Origin of the sequence: Agarivorans sp. 1_MG-2023 (genome assembly GCF_030548385.1) — a bacterium.
Classification (GTDB): Bacteria; Pseudomonadota; Gammaproteobacteria; order Enterobacterales; family Celerinatantimonadaceae; genus Agarivorans.
This window is the reverse complement of record NZ_JAUOSJ010000001.1, coordinates 135,632-153,672: the sequence shown is the minus strand read 5'-3', so window position 1 is coordinate 153,672 and position 18,041 is coordinate 135,632. Positions and strand designations below refer to the sequence as shown.

11 protein-coding genes and 1 other RNA gene are annotated in these 18,041 nt (G+C 43.3%); 5 read left to right on the top strand and 7 right to left on the bottom strand.

The genetic code is table 11. The features are described from left to right. The 3 genes from Q4592_RS00655 to Q4592_RS00645 all read left to right on the top strand — a co-directional run bounded on the left by Q4592_RS00655 (position 1) and on the right by Q4592_RS00645 (position 6,548). Entirely contained in the window at positions 1-4,689 is a 4,689-nt protein-coding gene (locus Q4592_RS00655) for a hypothetical protein (protein ID WP_303508507.1), read from the top strand. Further along, positions 4,646-5,596, top strand: a complete 951-nt coding sequence (locus Q4592_RS00650; protein ID WP_303508505.1) for a hypothetical protein — start codon at positions 4,646-4,648, stop codon at positions 5,594-5,596. Before Q4592_RS00655 ends, Q4592_RS00650 begins: the two co-directional genes overlap by 44 nt. A 115-nt stretch (positions 5,597-5,711) precedes the next feature. Then, positions 5,712-6,548: a hypothetical protein gene (locus Q4592_RS00645; RefSeq protein ID WP_303508503.1), complete on the top strand. Its 837-nt coding sequence runs from the start codon at positions 5,712-5,714 to the stop codon at positions 6,546-6,548. A 364-nt stretch (positions 6,549-6,912) separates the two neighbouring features. Here Q4592_RS00645 and ffs read toward each other — a convergent pair. After that, an RNA gene (gene ffs, locus Q4592_RS00640) (signal recognition particle sRNA small type) lies at positions 6,913-7,009 on the bottom strand. A gap of 59 nt (positions 7,010-7,068) precedes the next feature. On the opposite strand from ffs, the gene Q4592_RS00635 reads away from it, so the two are divergent. Then, entirely contained in the window at positions 7,069-7,860 is a 792-nt protein-coding gene (locus Q4592_RS00635) for a DUF547 domain-containing protein (protein WP_303508501.1), read from the top strand. A gap of 73 nt (positions 7,861-7,933) precedes the next feature. Here the strand turns inward: Q4592_RS00635 and pfkA are convergent, their stop codons facing one another. Next, complete coding sequence (pfkA, locus tag Q4592_RS00630; protein WP_303509126.1) at positions 7,934-8,896, bottom strand: 6-phosphofructokinase; 963 nt, start codon at positions 8,894-8,896, stop codon at positions 7,934-7,936. A 462-nt stretch (positions 8,897-9,358) separates the two neighbouring features. Between pfkA and Q4592_RS00625 the strand changes: the two genes are divergently transcribed. After that, positions 9,359-9,511 carry a hypothetical protein gene (locus Q4592_RS00625; RefSeq protein WP_154675870.1) on the top strand — a complete coding sequence of 51 codons (153 nt, stop codon included), beginning with the start codon at positions 9,359-9,361 and terminating at the stop codon, positions 9,509-9,511. Positions 9,512-9,564: 53 nt separating this feature from the next. On the opposite strand, the gene Q4592_RS00620 is transcribed toward Q4592_RS00625, so the two are convergent. The 5 genes from Q4592_RS00620 to sucA form a co-directional block, all read right to left on the bottom strand. Continuing rightward, on the bottom strand, positions 9,565-11,652 hold the full coding sequence (locus tag Q4592_RS00620; protein ID WP_303508499.1) for a hypothetical protein: 2,088 nt from the start codon (positions 11,650-11,652) through the stop codon (positions 9,565-9,567). Positions 11,653-11,868: 216 nt separating this feature from the next. After that, entirely contained in the window at positions 11,869-12,741 is an 873-nt protein-coding gene (sucD, locus tag Q4592_RS00615) for a succinate--CoA ligase subunit alpha (protein WP_137673001.1), read from the bottom strand. After that, entirely contained in the window at positions 12,741-13,907 is a 1,167-nt protein-coding gene (gene sucC, locus Q4592_RS00610; RefSeq protein ID WP_303508495.1) for an ADP-forming succinate--CoA ligase subunit beta, read from the bottom strand. The genes sucD and sucC overlap by 1 nt, the downstream gene beginning before the upstream one ends. Before the next feature lie 92 nt (positions 13,908-13,999). Further along, positions 14,000-15,181 (bottom strand): 2-oxoglutarate dehydrogenase complex dihydrolipoyllysine-residue succinyltransferase, encoded by a 1,182-nt coding sequence (odhB, locus tag Q4592_RS00605; RefSeq protein ID WP_303508492.1) that lies wholly within the window; start codon positions 15,179-15,181, stop codon positions 14,000-14,002. A 21-nt stretch (positions 15,182-15,202) separates the two neighbouring features. After that, the gene (gene sucA / locus Q4592_RS00600; RefSeq protein ID WP_303508491.1) at positions 15,203-18,004 is read right to left on the bottom strand and encodes a 2-oxoglutarate dehydrogenase E1 component; all 2,802 of its coding nucleotides are present in this window, start codon (positions 18,002-18,004) and stop codon (positions 15,203-15,205) included. Positions 18,005-18,041 lie beyond the last annotated feature (37 nt).

The following is an 18,041-nucleotide window of genomic DNA, read 5'->3' as shown; positions in this document are numbered from 1 at the left end:
ATGAAACATTTAACCTTAGGTTTTGTACAAAAAAGCCGTTTGCACATAGCAATATTAGTTACGGCTATCCTCTTGGTTTTTACTAGCAATGCCTTCACTTCACAATCATCGATTATTCAAACTCGTGTAAAAACTGGCTATGTTATGGCAAAAACGGTGGTTACCGATGAAAACGATGAAGCAATTCTTGTAGAGTACAATGATGACGGGACTGAAGCAGCAACGATTAATCTTCCCGTCCCTAGCTCACAAGTGAATATCATTTCAGCTAGCTTCTATCTCGGACAACAACTTAAACTCCAGACTTTTTTAAGTGCTCATGCTAACGATCTAAGTCGCAGTGCAACGCTCTTATCGGCCACACAGTATCAGGCGGCTACATTTGTAGCGGCTGATAATCTAACAGAAATAGACAAACCTCAACTGGATAGCTCCGTTAAGAGCGTTTTAGTGCGAGGACAAGCTGACCGTCTTGGAGATGCCACTCAGCTTATTTTACTGCATTTTAACGTAGATTTATCTCAATCCTACAGCGTTCCTGCAGGTATGAAATCACTTATAATAAACCAACAAGGTCAGGTGCTGAGTGCACATGAAGGAACCGTAGGCCCGCGTTCTAGCTTTTACAGCGACAACGGCAATATTTTTGAACCCGGCGACCATGGCGCTGTAAGCGGGGTTAAAGTATATGTACGAAGTCGAGAACACGAAGCTGCGATAACTAACGAACAAGGAGTCTTTGCGCTAACAACAATACTACCAGCTTGTTTACCATTCCCTCTCAGCTACAGAACCGAACTCGCGGCACAAGTAAACTACCTAGCTTTTAATCCGAAGGGCTTAGCACCATTATCCTATTGGACGTTCGTTAATACATACGACGTATGTATGAGTACACCCAACCTTGGAGCTGGCACACATCAAGGTGAGATTCAAAGAGCAATTGACAACATTTTAAATAGTAATCAAAACCCTATAACTAAAGTGCCTTTTTTAATTGACATAATGTCTTTGTCTGGTCAACTTACTTTTGAGGACGGAGAAGGAAATAAAGTTGAAATAGGTAGTCATACTCGCTACAACACACCAAATGATGAGAACCCAGCTGTAGCTCAACAATTTTACGACTTTGACCAAGACGGTGTTCCCGACTTGACTAAGCTTGGTCGCTTGGAAACCATTACCGAGAATCAACAGCAAGTCCAGCGCTTTACTACCGAATTAAATGGTGAAGAAGCTTCGATCCAGGGAGTATGGTTTAGCTCTAATCTAACTCAAAATAGAGAACCGGATCTAATTAGACAAGCAGATCGTCAAGCACAACTCCACAATACTGGTTTGCTAAGCAGTATTAGTAAAAGTGACTTAGCAAATACCGACATTTTGGTGTTTCGAGAGTCCACTGGCGAAGCCATAGTTAATCGACAAGGCCTAAAAGGCAAAGAGTCAGACAATATTCCCCCATATTATAGAATTACCCTAAGGGGGCCCAACGCAAGTTTACTCAGCGCAGGTGCTGACATATTTGAAGGGCAAAAATTTTCTGATTGGACAAGTACTGCAGGTTATACAGAAAACTACCAAAACCGAGCATCAAACCACTTAAAACCAGGCGAATGGGTCAACATTGTTGCGATAAACCGTTCAACGGGCTACTTGGGTACAATACGCACTCAACTTACAAATATTACCAATTCGACACTACTCGAACCGATCATACTGCGTCCACCAAATATAAAAGTATGGGCAGAACGAAATTACGACACTTCACACGGCTTAACCAGCGGGCAAAACCATAGCCATCTTATTGGAAGTGATGGTGCTAGCTTATTATCCGACAACGAATTAGTAGTATATACCGAATGGTTAAATGCTGACGGAAGCCCTCTCCCTAATGGCTTAGCTAACAACAATGGGCAAGATTACGGGTTTACTGGCCGACTGGCTAAAATAGTAGCCCCTAACTTACTCGACAATGCTTCTGGCTCTCAGTTATCGCACTTCCCGATTCGTCCCAATCGTCAGACCCAAGTATTAAAATTCGCAAACGACGACACTACACCTAATCATTTCTATATTCACGTTTCCGCTGAACCAATCATCGATGGCCCCGATTTTGCGGATAATAACAACGACTACGAAGGACGTCCTTCCACATTTGTTCCGTTACTCACCCCTGTCGAAGATGAAGAAAACAACTTACAACAATGGCTCGTTTACAACGAACAAATTAACCAATATCAACAACCAAACCAGCCACTCCCTAGTTATCAGTGGTTATACCGTCCAGAATACCAATTTAGTCGTTACCAATTTGCCTTAACACTCGCCTCTAACGACAACAACCTCCTCATTGACAACAGTATATTAGATCCCCAGCCTGCCACTGGAAACGAGCTGCTTGAAGCATTTTATAGTTTAGTTGCGGGGAACTACGACCGCTTGAGCACTAACACAAATCAAACTTTTGTATTGGCGTTTGGCGAAAACGAATTACAGTTAATTATATCTCCGGATGGAAAAATAACCTTCCCTCAATCTTCTTTAGACTACTTATCGCAGTTAGAACCAGATAACTACTTGTCATTACGCTTATACTTAAACGAAGACTCGCAAAATATTCTCTGGGATTACGCATTTCTCCCCTTTGGTTTAGTCACGGATATGAATAACGATGGGCACATTATCACTACTCCCGATAGTGACCACCCAATAGATACCAACAACAGAATTGATAACCCTTTACTTATGTGGGTTAACGACAACTTTGACAGCCAGCGAGGAGAAGATGACAGGCTTCCTTTAGACAACAGCGATAGCGTTGTTAATGGGATGCATGATTTGATTGACTTTTTCCCAATATATCTTGATGTCGCTTCAGCGCTAGAGCGTTTCCCTGCCAGCGAGCACAACTATAGTCTACAACAAGCTCAATCAGCCTTTAATTTTTTTGGTGACATTACATCTAACACTATCGAGCCAACCAACGTAGAGTTAGAGCTAAAACCCAACGTTTTTTTAACTCACCCACCAACTGCTGAACAATACGCTGAAGCGGAGCTAAAGACCATCAATGAACTCGGTGTAATAATAAACGAAGAGTTCATAAGCCGTATCGGTCAAGGCTTAGGAGGGGTGATATACCTAGAAGCAACAACTGCGTCTAACTATCATACCCCCTTCGAATTAGTATTGAATATTACTCAAAAATCCGATAACAAGAATGTAGCCACTTCATCGATATGGATAAACGCAGCTAAAGTACAAAACATGTTTAGGCACGCTAACCTACGCAACGTACCCAATCCAGTAATGAATGGCGACCAACTTGGCCTACCCGATACCGGAATTGCAGCTCCACCAGGCTACCCAGACAGCCGCTCACAAAACGAATACTTTGTATTTTTGCACGGCTACAACGTTGATCCTGATGAAGCAGGTGATTGGCATTCAGATATATTCAAACGAACATACAGGTTCGGTTTTAAAGGCAAGTTTATGGGTGTAACGTGGGTGGGTGATACTGGAGAAGATTACCATAAAGCGGTTTACAACGCGTTTAACACCAGCCAATACTTACCCGCTGCAATACAGCAGAAAACCCCAAATGCGAGTAGCACCTATATTGCAGCTCACAGCTTAGGCAATGTAGTCGTATCTAATGCCATTTCTCATCAGGGCTTAGCAGTAGATAAATACTTTTTGTTTAATGCCGCAGTGCCTATAGAAGCTTATGATGCAAGCCAAACGCAAGGCGCTTGTGTAGACCAAGAGATAATGAAAAATTGCATGCGTGAAAAGGACATGCATGACTACCCTGAAAAACTTTTCGCCTCTGAATGGCACAAACTATTCCCAGATACAGACCCGAGAAAAAGCCTAACCTGGAATAATATTTTCTCGCCTGCTCTAAAGCTAGCATATAATTTCTATACCCCTGGAGATGAAGTGTTAGAAAATGCCAATGATAACGAAAGTTTAGGTACTTATATTAGTGATTCCGCCTCGGGTCTGCCTTGGAGTTGGGATTTCGCTCGGCATGCTTGGGTATCCCAAGAAATGTCTAAAGGGTCAACAAACCTACTTGCTTATGTTTTTTCTCGACGCCAAGCTGGTTGGGCAAAAAACAGTTCCTCAAACGATTTACCATATATTGGCATTAAACCAGGGCGCAACCCATATAGGAGTATGAATGCTCAAGAAGCAACTGCGGCAATCAACCCAGATGCTCCTGGCACAAGAAAACTGACCGACCAACATCTTGCTCAGTTTGGCTTTTTTCGTCCCTTCGAGTTTAATAACATCTACGCACCCATTGGGGATAGCGAACACATGCGCAGCGGCGGCCCTGCCCAACAAGATATGCTAGAACTGTTTTCACCAGAAAATAAAAACCATACTCTATGGAGCTTGCTAGCCCATGCTATTCCCGCCCGATCTTTTGCTGTCGCGACCAGTAGTTTGAAAGAACTAGAACGTCCAGGAAGAAACTTCAACATGCAAGCGCTAAGACCTGATGCACCCGACGGCAACCCCTTCTGGCCAAATGAGAGAACTGACGACGAAGACCACCCTTTTGATTGGTTTCATAGCGATATAAAAAATTTACCACTCCCCTTTGTACACCATACTTTTGAAAAACTACTTGAACTGGCTAAGACTGAGGAAACCACCAATGAAAATAATTAAAAGCTTAATACTAAGCCTGCTGCTGGTTAACCTCTGCGCTTGCGCTGAAAATTTAACCGAAATAGAGCTCAAGGTAATAGATCAAGATGGCCAGCCGGTTAAAAATGCTGAAGTGAGTATGAGCTTTATGCTCAGCAAAGGCAGTAATAAATTTAAAGGAACGACTGATGAAAAGGGAGAAGCTATAGCCTTACGCGTTGGTCTGTTTGGAGTAATAGTAAGAATAAACAAGGAGGGTTACTATCAGTCAAAAATTAGAACCAGCAGCGGTAACCAAAACCTCACCATGGAGCTACGCAAAAAGAAAAACCCAACGGCTATGTATGCCAAAAAGGTGACTCTTCCCTTCCCAAAGAAAAAAGAGGCGATTGGTTTTGACTTTGAGCGAGCTGATTGGGTTAGCCCCTACGGTAAAGGAAATACTGCTCATATATTCTTTTACCTAGACGGTGAATATACAGATGTATTCAACTATAGCGATGAGTTGCGAATAAGTTTCTCGAAACCAGAAGATGGACTAATTAAGCTAACAAAAAACTCTACGGCTTCTGAATACCACTTCCCATACCTTGCCCCGCAAAAAGTTTACCAAAATGCTATAACCTTAAAAAGCTTTCGCTCTGACTCGGAAAAATTGACCAATTATGACCAGTTCGCTCTGGGTTATGTGTTTCGTGTCAATACTAAGCTAAACAGTGAAGGGGAAATAATAAGTGCCAATTATGGAAAAATAGCAGGTGAGCTCCTCGGCTCAGCTTACGTCGATACAGCTAAAGGAAATAATGAAGGTTTTGTACAATTCACCTACTACTACAACCCCACCCCCAATGACCGCAGCCTCGAGTTTGATTGGCGGCAAAACCTTTTTCGCGACCTAGAACACGAAGAGAAAGTTAAAGCGCCGTAGCCTGCCAAATACTAAAGAACTGATAATGACTTTATTAGTTAAACGCCTAACGTTAATCCTAGTGTTGATTAACTTGAGCGCCTGCGCAAGCACCTTAACTAGCGTAAAACTTAAAGTGGTAGATCAAGATGGTCTACCTGTAGAGAATGCTGAAGTCTTTTTGGGTTTTATCCTTGGTAATGAAGGAGCTAATGTCAAAGAATTAACAGATAAAAATGGAGAACTTAAAGCTACTCGTAGACAAAACCTCGGGGTAATAGTAAGGGTAAATAAAGAGGGGTACTACCAATCTAAATTAAGAACCGGCCCTAGCGACCAAAACCTCACTGTAGAGCTGCGCAAAAAGAAAAAACCAACTGCCATGTATGCCAAGAAACTTCTTCTTCCTGTACCCAAGAGAAGAGAAGCAATCGGCTTTGACTTTGAGCAAGGCGATTGGATCTTTCCCTATGGCAAGGGAAATACGGCTCATATTTTCTTTTATTTAGATGGTGAGTATACTGATGTACACAACAACAACAATGAGCTGCAAGTCACTTTTGCTAATGCTGATGATGGCTTGTTTAAACTAAATAAAGCCCCAACTAATTCTGAATATCCATTTCCTTACCAAGCCCCACTGATTGGCTACACTAACAAACTTATACTTAAAAAGAGGCGCTCTTCGAACACTAAAACAATGACCACCTACGACAGTTCTACTTTAGGTTACGCATTCCGGATCAATACTAAGCTAAACAGCAAAGGGGAAATAATAAGTGCCAATTATCGAAAAATAGCAGGTAATTTCCTCGGCTCATCTTACACTGGCACCACCAAACGCAAAAATGTAGGTTTTGTTAAATTCACCTACTACTACGACCCTACCCCCAACGACCGCAGCCTAGAGTTTGATTGGCGACAAAACCTTTTTCGTGACCTAGAACACGAAGAGAAAGTTAAAGCGCCTTGAGTTCTTCTAGTTTCATTGCTTGTTACGTGGACTCTATTAACCGGCCTTGCAAACCTACAGCACTTGTTGAGGACGTTTAGCCAGTTTGACAACTAAAGCGTTCATTCAACAAGGTCTCAATGGGTTAATTGAATATCAATTACGACACGATGCGAAGTTTGTGCGCGACATTGAAAGTAATCCTCTACTATCCCTGTCTTAACTAACAGCAATATTGTGCTTAGATAAAACACCTTAAGAGTTGGATAAGCTAAGCTCAAATAGGCTTATACAAATAAACAGCGCCGACTGAGCATTGAATTTTAGAAAAGGAAGAACTGTGAGAAATCTTATCGAATTAGTAACTTATAAGATTGGGTGGCAACCCTACCAGCCACATCCCGGCACTCGAGTCGTCTGCTGCGGTTGCTCCCTTCCGGGCCTGGCCGAGTTCACAGAGTATCAATGCGGGAGGACCAATAGGGCCACCATAGATGAGCTTCCGAAGAAGCGAGGCTATTCTCGCTTAAGCCTTACAGTATTGCAAACGCTAAACGCGATTATTAGCCCTGCAAAGCGTTTGTTTGCTCAAGTTTTAATCCTTCTGAGTTTAATTTCTTCGCCCTTAGCATTAGCTGAGTCTTTCGATCACTCGCAATGGGATGGTTTGCTTAAACAATACGTACATTGGCCAGTGGCAAACCAAGAAAGCCGAGTTGATTACAGTAACTTTAATCAACAAGAGCTGGATCAGTATTTAGCGTCTATCGCATCAGTGAGCCAAGCTCAGTTTGATAAGTGGAGTGACAATGAACAACTGGCGCTTCTTATCAATGCCTATAACGCCTATACGGTTCAGTTTATTCTTACCGCCTACCCCAATATCACCTCGATTCGTGATTTAGGTAATTTGTTTCAGTCACCTTGGAAGAAAAAACGTTTCTTGTTGTTTGGCGATAAAGTCAGCCTAGACCATATCGAACATGATTTGATTCGCCCGGGTTACAACAACCCGCATATTCATGCGGCGGTGGTGTGTGCTGCCATTAGTTGCCCGCCTTTGCAAAGCGTTGCCTTTACCGGCGATGCTGTTGAACAACAGCTTAAACAGGCTTTTAGAGAATTTTTGCAAAGTGATAAGAACCACTATGACAAAGAGAGCAATCGCTTAAAGCTGTCGTCTATTTTTAAGTGGTACAAAGGTGACTTTGGTAAGAGCCTAAATAACTATCTTAGTGACTATGCCGTTGATTTAAGGATTACACCAGAGCAAGTGAAAGCGGCAAAAATTAGCTATTTAGATTACGATTGGTCGCTAAATGATTACCGCTAGCTACCGCGATTAAGCTAAAACACAGGTACAAAAAAGCCCGCTATAGCGGGCTTTTTTATTCAACGCAAATAGCTTAGAACAAGCTTGTAGATAAGTCGTATAACTCTTCGTTGAATGGACGTTTCATGTTTTCAATACAATCAATGATGTCGTGATGCACCATGGTGTTGTTTTGAATACCGATACAACGGCCACCTTCACCTTCAAGCAATAGCTCTACGGCGTAAGCGCCCATACGGCTAGCCATTACGCGGTCACGGCCTGTTGGTGTACCGCCACGCTGAATATGACCAAGAATGGTTGCGCGAGTCTCACGGCCAGTGGCCATTTCGATACCGGCAGCTAGCTCGTTCACATTAGTAATGTGTTCAGTAATAGCAACAATGGCGTGCTTTTTACCTTTTTTCTGACCATCTTGAAGGCTTTGTAACAAACCTTCGCGATCAAAACCTTTCTCAGGAATAATCACGTATTCTGCGCCGCCAGCAATGCTTGCTTGCATGGCTAAGTCACCACAGTAACGGCCCATGATTTCGATAACAGAAATACGGTTATGTGAAGAAGACGTATCACGAATACGGTCGATAGCGTCAATAACTACATTTAATGCGGTGTCGAAGCCAATCGTGTAATCGGTACCCGCAATATCATTATCGATAGTGCCTGGTAGACCAATACATGGGAAGCCCATTTCAGTTAGCTTTTTAGCGCCCATGTAAGAACCGTCGCCGCCCACTACTACTAGCGCTTCGATGCCATGTTTCTTCATGTTTTGTACGGCAACTTCACGCACTGCAAGTTCTTTAAACTCAGGAAAACGTGCTGAGCCCAAGAACGTGCCACCACGGTTGATAACATCAGACACACTATAACGGTCTAACTTTTTAATGTTATCGTCATGTAGCCCCATGTAACCGTCGTATACGCCGTATACTTCAATACCTTTAGATAAAGCACTACGCACAACTGCGCGTACTGCTGCATTCATACCAGGAGCGTCGCCGCCACTCGTTAAAACACCAATTTTCTTAACCATCATTCCCTCACCAAGCTGAACTGACCAAAACTTACGTAATAATTCAACGATTCCTCCCACTACCCTGTTAATGCTTATTGATTTTATTTGCTTAACGAGAATAGTCGGGGGCAATAAATATTTTCTGTTAACAGCTTCGAAGCCTGCGTTGCCGCGTTTTCATCGAACTGTTTTTAAGTGCGCGCATTGTGCCACGCCATGGGTAAAAGTTTTATGACCCTAATCAGATAACACCCACATTTTGAAACAAATTTTCACCCTTGTCCAAGTTTAATCACGAGGCATGCATCGGATTATAGATGGATTTAAGCTTTCTGCTAAATTTGCACATTTAAGCAGCAAGGTCTGTTTAAAACGCAAGTTAAGACTTCACTTTTCGTTCACATAAATGTAACATACCGCCTGCAAAATTGTGCCGACCATGAGGTCAATAAGTTTGATCATGTATTTAAAGGGAATCCCATGAAGTCTGATCTTCAATATGCCATCGAACGAAATGTTGCGACCAACCGCAGAGCTGTAGAAAACTACAATTTATTGCGTCAACAAGAGCAAAACCTAGACGCTGAAGAACAGCACTTAGTATTGAACAGCGAGAACTTAAGCAACAATTAGTTGTTACCGTTTACTCAACAAAAAAGGGGCTAAAGCCCCTTTTTTAGTGTTTACTATTTAGCGTCTGGAACAGGTTCAATAGAATGTAAACCTGGTGATAAATGAATCACCCCCTCTGCTTGATTATCTAAAGACAAAATATTGGTTTTGCTGATTCTATGACGATAAATTTCGCGTAGATATTTAATCGCATTTTCAACATTTTTAAAGTCTAAACGGATATCGTTAATAGAAACAAACTTATCTGGCTCGCCAATTAACTCACGGTACTTCTTCTCGTACATTGGTTTAATGGCGTACCAATTTGTATCTAAAATCTTGGCTGGGTTTTCAAAGTCCCACAAAAATTCTTGTAACTCTTCTGGTTTAAACTCTTCTTGAGTAATAAAACGCAAAATAGCTTGGTCGATATCGTCGTTATAGCGGTACTCTTCTTTGGCAAAACAGCGCTTAATGTAAGCCACGACTAAGGTTAAGAAGTCGTCACTTAAACAAGGGCTTTTGGCCACCAAGGTGGTTAACGATAAATTCGCTGATGCGCCAATGACCAAGGCATAACGTTTAAGCGTAGTATTTGGGAACAGTTTGTTGATATGAACCTTGAGTTTATTCAAGTCCATAAACGACAACTTGTAATCTTTAGGCAGCGAAATAATCGAAATTACCGATGAACAATGCTTAAAGAAGTGTAAATCGTTTAACTGTTCAGCATCATATTTGCTTTCTTGATACTTCTTCAAAGACTGCTTATAGCGCTGAGACTCGATAGGCAGAATACTGATACCTTCAATCGCTTGGGTATCGCGGTTAAAGTGCGGCAAATCAATAGAGCGGAAGAATAGCTCGTCAATGTCTACATCATCGTTCACTGATTTGTTCACTACGCTTTCTGCGTAAGCGACTGCAACCGGCCCAGCCATACTCATGAACAAATCGTTGGCGTCTAAACGCACTGTTTCAGAGATATCGATACCCGCACGACGGAAGTAGTTCTCGTCGTAATCGGTAGTAACGGCTTGAGCCGTTAAAATATTAAATATTTGCTGAGAAATGTACTGGTTAGCGTATTTCTCCATGGTGTTTACATCAATATCTTTGCCGTTTTCGCTCTCTTCTTGCTCTACATAACGCATGATGTCGTTAGAGATCAGCATCATTGAGTTCCAAGGACGAATGCGCTTCATTACATCTTCTGGCGCGTCATTGCTTTCGCGCTCAACGTTGTAGGAGAAATCCCACTCCTCAGAAAGATATTTACACAGCAAGCGTCCGGCGTTGATGTGCAGCGCTTCAGACACTTCAATGCTGCTACCAGAGATATTCGGGAGGATACAAATGCCCGACGTAAAGATAGGCTCGAAAACAAATGAGTCGCGTTTATCTGGCTGATTAGACGGCGAGACTTGGTAGTCGAAGGTTTTGCTAAGGTAGGAAAACTGTTGCGCTAATCCGAACTCTGAAGCCATGCCTGAGCCAGTGCCACCACCCGCGCTGAAAATATAAAAATACAAGCGCGATTGGTTAGCTTTAATGCCGCAAGAATCCACCAAGTAAGAATGAATATGTCGCCAGTCTTCATTTCTAAAACTGCCGGTTTCTTTATTAAGAATAATTTTGGCTAAGTACTGGCCTAAGATAGGTGCGTTACCCGCACCACCGGCATGTACTTCAGACAAATCCATTAGCTGGAGTTTTTTGTATTCCTCTAAGAATTTTTGACGCCCAGCTTGCGAGGAGTATTTAATACGACCCGCGATATCTTTATCTAAGTCCCCCACCAACACCACAGGCTCGATTAAAAATACTGGGTTGTCACCGTTACCGTTATCCAGTGGCAAATGATTTTTAATCCAACGCATTGGCTTAAATTCACGCTCTTGTGCGATTTGATCTTGGTATTCAATTTCGTTGAGGTAATGTGTGCGGGAGTTGTAAACCAAGGTGGCTACATCGAGTGCTATATTCGAACCACATCGGCCAAGGCCAATTAAACAAACCGATGGAAAACTTTGCTCTAACAGATCTTTTTCTTCAGATAAGTTAGGGAAAATGTTTTGTCTCACCTTATCAAGGTTACCTAGAATTTTATCTAGGCTAGGTTCGGTGTAATACAAGTGTTCTATAGGAGGTGAATCCTTCATAGTTCATCCTTGTTGTTAGTCTAGTTTTAATTTTATTTTTTATACCTCCATCCTTGTTCATTCCCCTCACAAAATCAAGTAATTCAGGCTTCTCGCGCTGTTTATTGTGATTGTAGTTAGTTGAGTTTACCAAAATGTTAAGAGCCGATTGTTCTAGCTAAAACAATAGTCACAAAAAAGGCGCCCTACGGCGCCTTAATATTAAACGTAAAAAGCTTACCAGCCTGTTACTTCGCGTAATGCTTTACCAATATCAGCAAGACTACGTACTGTTTTAACACCAGCGTCTTCCAAAGCAGCAAATTTATCAGCTGCGGTACCTTTACCGCCTGCGATAATAGCGCCAGCATGGCCCATGCGCTTACCAGGAGGAGCTGTAACACCAGCAATGTAAGAGACTACCGGCTTAGTCACATTAGCTTTAATGTAAGCAGCAGCTTCTTCTTCAGCACTACCGCCAATTTCACCAATCATTACAATGGCTTCTGTTTGCGGATCATTTTGGAACATCTCCAAAATATCAATGAAGTTTGAACCAGGAATTGGGTCACCACCAATACCAACACAACTAGACTGACCAAACCCTTCGTCGGTAGTTTGCTTAACAGCTTCATAAGTTAAAGTACCTGAACGCGATACAATACCTACTTTACCGGCTTTGTGAATGTGACCAGGCATAATGCCAATTTTACATTCATCAGGAGTAATTACGCCTGGGCAGTTAGGGCCAATCATACGAGCGCCAGCTTCATCTAACTTCACTTTTACGTCTAGCATATCCAATGTTGGAATACCTTCAGTAATGGTGATGATGATTTTAATGCCCGCAGAGATTGCTTCTAAAATAGCGTCTTTACAGAAAGGAGCAGGAACGTAAATCACTGTTGCGTCCGCGCCAGTGGCTTCTACTGCTTCTCTTACCGTGTTAAATACAGGAAGACCTAAGTGAGTTTGACCGCCTTTACCAGGTGATACACCACCTACCATTTGCGTTCCGTACTCAATCGCTTGCTCTGAGTGGAAGGTACCTTGTCCGCCAGTGAAACCTTGGCAAATCACTTTGGTATTTTTATCGATTAAAATGCTCATTATTTGGCCTCCGCAGCTTTAACTACTTGCTCTGCAGCATCTGTTAAGCTGGTAGCTGCAATAATGTTAAGGCCAGACTCAGCCAAACGTTGGGTACCTAATTCGGCATTGTTACCTTCTAGGCGAACAACTACTGGTACGCTTACGCCAACTTCTTCAACTGCGCCGATAATACCGTCTGCAATTAAGTCACAACGAACGATTCCGCCGAAGATGTTTACTAATACCGCTTTTACTTTGTCGTCTGACAAAATAATTTTAAATGCTTCGGTTACACGTTCTTTAGTTGCGCCGCCGCCAACATCTAAGAAGTTAGCCGGAGAACCACCGTGCAATTGCACGATATCCATGGTTCCCATTGCTAAACCAGCACCGTTTACCATACAACCAATGCTGCCATCTAGGGCTACATAGTTTAGCTCCCATTGAGCGGCATGTGCTTCGCGCTCATCTTCTTGCGAAGGATCATGCATTTCACGTAGCTTAGGCTGACGGTACATGGCATTTGAGTCGATGGTAATTTTACCATCTAGACACACTAAATCGCCGCTACCGGTAACTACTAGAGGATTAATTTCTAGTAAGGCTAAATCATGGTCAGTGAACATTTCAGCCAAACCAACAAAGATTTTGGTGAATTGACGGATTTGAGTGCCTTCTAGGCCTAATTTAAACGCAAGCTCACGCGCTTGGTATGGCTGTGGACCCACTAATGGATCAATTTCCATTTGATGAATCAGCTCAGGCGTTTCTTCGGCGACCTTTTCGATCTCCACTCCGCCTTCAATTGAAGCCATAAATACAACGCGACGAGAAGCACGGTCTACTACCGCACCTAAATAAAGCTCGTTAGCAATATCTGATGCTTCTTCAACCAAGATTTTTGATACTGGTTGGCCGTTAGCATCCGTTTGGTAAGTCACTAAGTTCTTACCTAACCATTGCTGAGCAAAGGCTTTAATTTCTTCTTTATCAGAGGTAACTTTTACGCCACCGGCTTTACCACGTCCACCTGCGTGAACTTGAGTTTTAACTACCCAGGTAGAGCCAGGGATTTTACCCGCAGCTTCAGCTGCTTCTTGTGGGGTATCACAGGCGTAACCTTCTGGCACTGGCAAGCCATAGTCGGCAAATAATTGCTTGGCCTGATATTCATGCAAATTCATGATGTTCTATCCATAGTGTTAGGGGATACATTAGAGGTGCTGAACACCTTTCCGAATAAGGGCCTGAAACTCAGGCCCAATACAAACTTTTATTACACGTCGAGCAATAAGCGTGTTGGATCTTCGAGTAACTCTTTAATGGTTACTAAGAAACCAACAGACTCTTTTCCATCTACCAAGCGATGGTCATAAGACAATGCTAAGTACATCATTGGTAGAATTTCCACTTGGCCATTTACAGCCATTGGACGGTCTTGAATTTTGTGCATGCCTAAAATAGCACTTTGCGGTGGGTTAATAATTGGCGTAGACATTAGCGAGCCAAATACACCACCGTTGGTAATGGTAAAGTTACCACCGGTTAACTCTTCAACGGTTAACTTACCATCACGACCTTTAATAGCCAGTTCACGAATACCTTTTTCGATATCAGCAACACTTAGCAAATCACAGTCGCGCAATACTGGCGTTACCAAACCACGAGGGGTTGATACGGCAATGCTCACATCAAAATAGTTGTGATAAACAATTTCGTCACCATCGATAGAAGCATTCACTTCTGGGAAACGTTTTAAAGCTTCTACTACCGCTTTTACGTAGAACGACATAAAACCAAGGCGAATGTCGTGACGCTTTTCAAACACTTCTTGATATTGCTTACGCAATGTCATGATTGGCTTCATGTTTACTTCATTAAAAGTCGTTAACATCGCCGTGGTGTTTTTCGCTTCAAGCAAACGCTCAGCTACGCGCTTACGTAAACGAGTCATTGCTACACGCTTTTCGCTACGTGAAGATAATGGTGCTTGTGGAGCAGCTTCTGCTTTAGGTGCAGCGCTAGCAGCTGGCTTAGCAATATGCGCTTCAACATCTTCTTTAGTCACTCGGCCATTAGGGCCTGTGCCTTTAATTGCAGAAGCATCAATACCCTTCTCTGCCACTAGGCGGCGTACAGAAGGTGATAACTCATCAGCACTGTCGGCTTTTTCGCCATCAGCGTCAGCGGCTTTGGTGCTTACTTCTTCACCAGCAACTGCGCCAGCTTTCATTCGGCCGATAAGCTGCTGACCAAGAACGGTAGCGCCTTCAGCTTCAATAATCTCTTCCAGAACACCGGCTTCCATTGCTGGCACTTCTAGAACAACTTTATCGGTTTCAATATCTACAATGACTTCATCACGCTCAACCGCATCACCCGGCTGTTTATGCCATGTTGCAATCGATGCATCAGCTACTGATTCGGGTAGGTCTGGCACTTTAATTTCAATGCTCATTAAGGCTTCCTTTATTCTTTTTTATTCAACTGTCAACGCATCAGTAACGAGGGCGCGTTGTTGTTTTAAGTGAAGAGACATATACCCAACCGCAGGTGATGCTGATGCTGGTCGGCCAGCATAACGTAAATCTGCTCCGGCAGGGATTACCGATTTAAAGTGATGCTGGCTACTATACCAAGCACCCTGATTTAGTGGTTCTTCCTGACACCAAACAAATCTTTCTACGTGTTTGTATTGCTCAAAAATCTGTTGCACGTCTTGGTCTGGGAACGGGTATAACTGCTCTACGCGAATAATCGCTACGTCAGTCTGCTCGTTCTTACGGCGTTGTTCTAGTAAGTCGTAATACACTTTACCTGAACACATCACCACTTGACGCACTTGCGCTGGATCTAAATCATCGATCTCTGGTATCGCATTTTGGAACTGACCATCGGCCAACTCTTCTAAACTAGATACCGCCAATGGATGACGTAATAGCGACTTAGGCGACATAACGACCAGTGGACGACGCATTGGACGCACCTGTTGACGACGCAACATATGGTAAACCTGAGCTGGCGTAGATGGCACACACACTTGCATGTTGTGCTCAGCACATAGCTGAAGGTAGCGTTCTAAACGCGCTGATGAGTGCTCTGGACCTTGGCCTTCGTAACCATGAGGAAGCAACATAACTAGGCCACACATACGGCCCCATTTTTGCTCTCCTGAGGATAAGAATTGGTCAATCACCACTTGAGCGCCGTTAGCAAAGTCACCAAACTGCGCTTCCCAAATCACTAAAGTAGAAGGCTCTGCAGTGGTGTAACCATATTCAAACGCTAACACAGCTTCTTCTGACAATACTGAGTCAAATAGGGCTAAATGGCCTTGGTCTTCAGCTAAGTTCTTAAGCGGTACGTAGGTTGATGCATCTGTTTGATTGTGCAATACAGCATGACGGTGGAAGAATGTTCCACGACCAGAATCTTGACCAGTGATACGAATATTTTGCTTTTCATCAAGCAAGCTCGCATACGCCAAATTCTCTGCAAAGCCCCAATCAACCGGTTTTTCTCCACGGGTCATTAACATACGATCGTCGTTAATTTTCTTAACTCGAGGATGAAGCTTGTGCTCTTCCGGCAATTTGGTTAAACGCTCACCTAAATCTTTAACGGCTTCGATAGGCAATGAAGAACTGTACTCCATGTCCCACTCGTGACCAAGGTACGGACGCCAATCAACACTGTGTTCGGTCATTGGTCGCCATTCGTCGACAACACAATCACCGTTATCGAGTTGGTCACGGTAACCATTAACTAGCGCAGTGACTTCGGCACTATCTAACTGGCCACGTTCTACCAATACGTCGGCGTAAAACTTACGCGGCGTTGGGTGTTTTTTGATTTTTTGGTACATCAAAGGCTGTGTAGCATTTGGCTCATCAGCTTCGTTATGCCCGTGGCGGCGATAACATACCAAGTCAATCACGACATCACGCTTAAAGGTATTGCGGTAATCTAGGGCCATGCGGCTAACGAAAGCGACAGCCTCTGGGTCATCGCCATTAACGTGGAATATCGGCGCCTGAACCATTTTCGCAATATCGGTACAATATTGTGTTGAGCGAGTATCGCGAGGATTAGAGGTAGTAAAACCAACCTGGTTGTTGACTACAATGCGCACCGTACCGCCCACTTTAAAGCCACGCGCTTGTGACATATTAAAAGTTTCTTGCACTACGCCCTGCCCGGCAATCGCCGAATCACCATGAATAGTAATAGGCAGACAATTCTCACCTGCACGTCGATCTTGCCTGGCACGTACCGAGCCCATGACTACTGGATTAACAATCTCTAAGTGAGATGGGTTAAACGCTAATGACATGTGCACGTTACCACCCGGAGTGGCAAAGTCTGAACTAAAACCTTGGTGGTATTTAACGTCACCAGTGCCCCAAGTATCGTCGTGTTTACCGGCAAACTCATCAAACAATTCTGATGGATTTTTACCTAACACATTCACCAGTACGTTTAGGCGACCGCGGTGAGCCATGCCCACTACAACTTCTTTAGTACCTTGAATGCCCGCAGAGCGAACAATCTCTTTTAGCATAACAAGTAAGCTGTCACCGCCTTCTAGCGAGAAACGCTTAGCACCAGGGAATTTAGCCCCTAGGTATTTTTCTAAGCCTTCGGCTGCGGTTAAGCTTTTAAGGAAACGAACCCGATCTTCTTGAGTAAACTCACCTTGGCCTTCTACAGACTCTAAACGGCTTTGAATCCAGCGTTTTTCATCCGTATCGGTGATGTGCATATACTCAGCACCGATTGAGCCACAGTAGGTTTTAAGCAAAGATTTGTGCAAATCTTTAAGCGCCATAGTGTCTTTACCAATGGCGTAAGAACCTACATTAAAGGTTTCTTCAAAGTCTGCGCTATCTAAAGCATGAAACTCAGGAGTGAGGTCGGCTACACGTTCTTGCTGCCATAAACCTAAAGGATCCAGTTGCGCATGCTGATGACCACGAAAGCGGTAAGCATTAATTAACTGCAGCACTTTAACTTGTTTGGCACCGTGTTGAGGATCTTCAACAGGTGAACTAAAACGAGAGGTATCTTTCGCTAAGCGGCGAAAGTAATCACGAATTGGAGCGTGCGGGGTATCTTCAGATGTACCTTCTACAGCAGGGAGTTCAGTGAATACTTCCTGCCATTGTTCAGATACAGATGAAGGATCTTCTAAAAACGCCTCATAGAGGTCTTCCACATAGGTCGAATTGGCACCAGCTAAATGCGAGGACTCTAGCCAGGCTTTCATTACGCCATTTTGCATTTAAACGCTATCCCTTTATTTTCTACGTCACTGTATG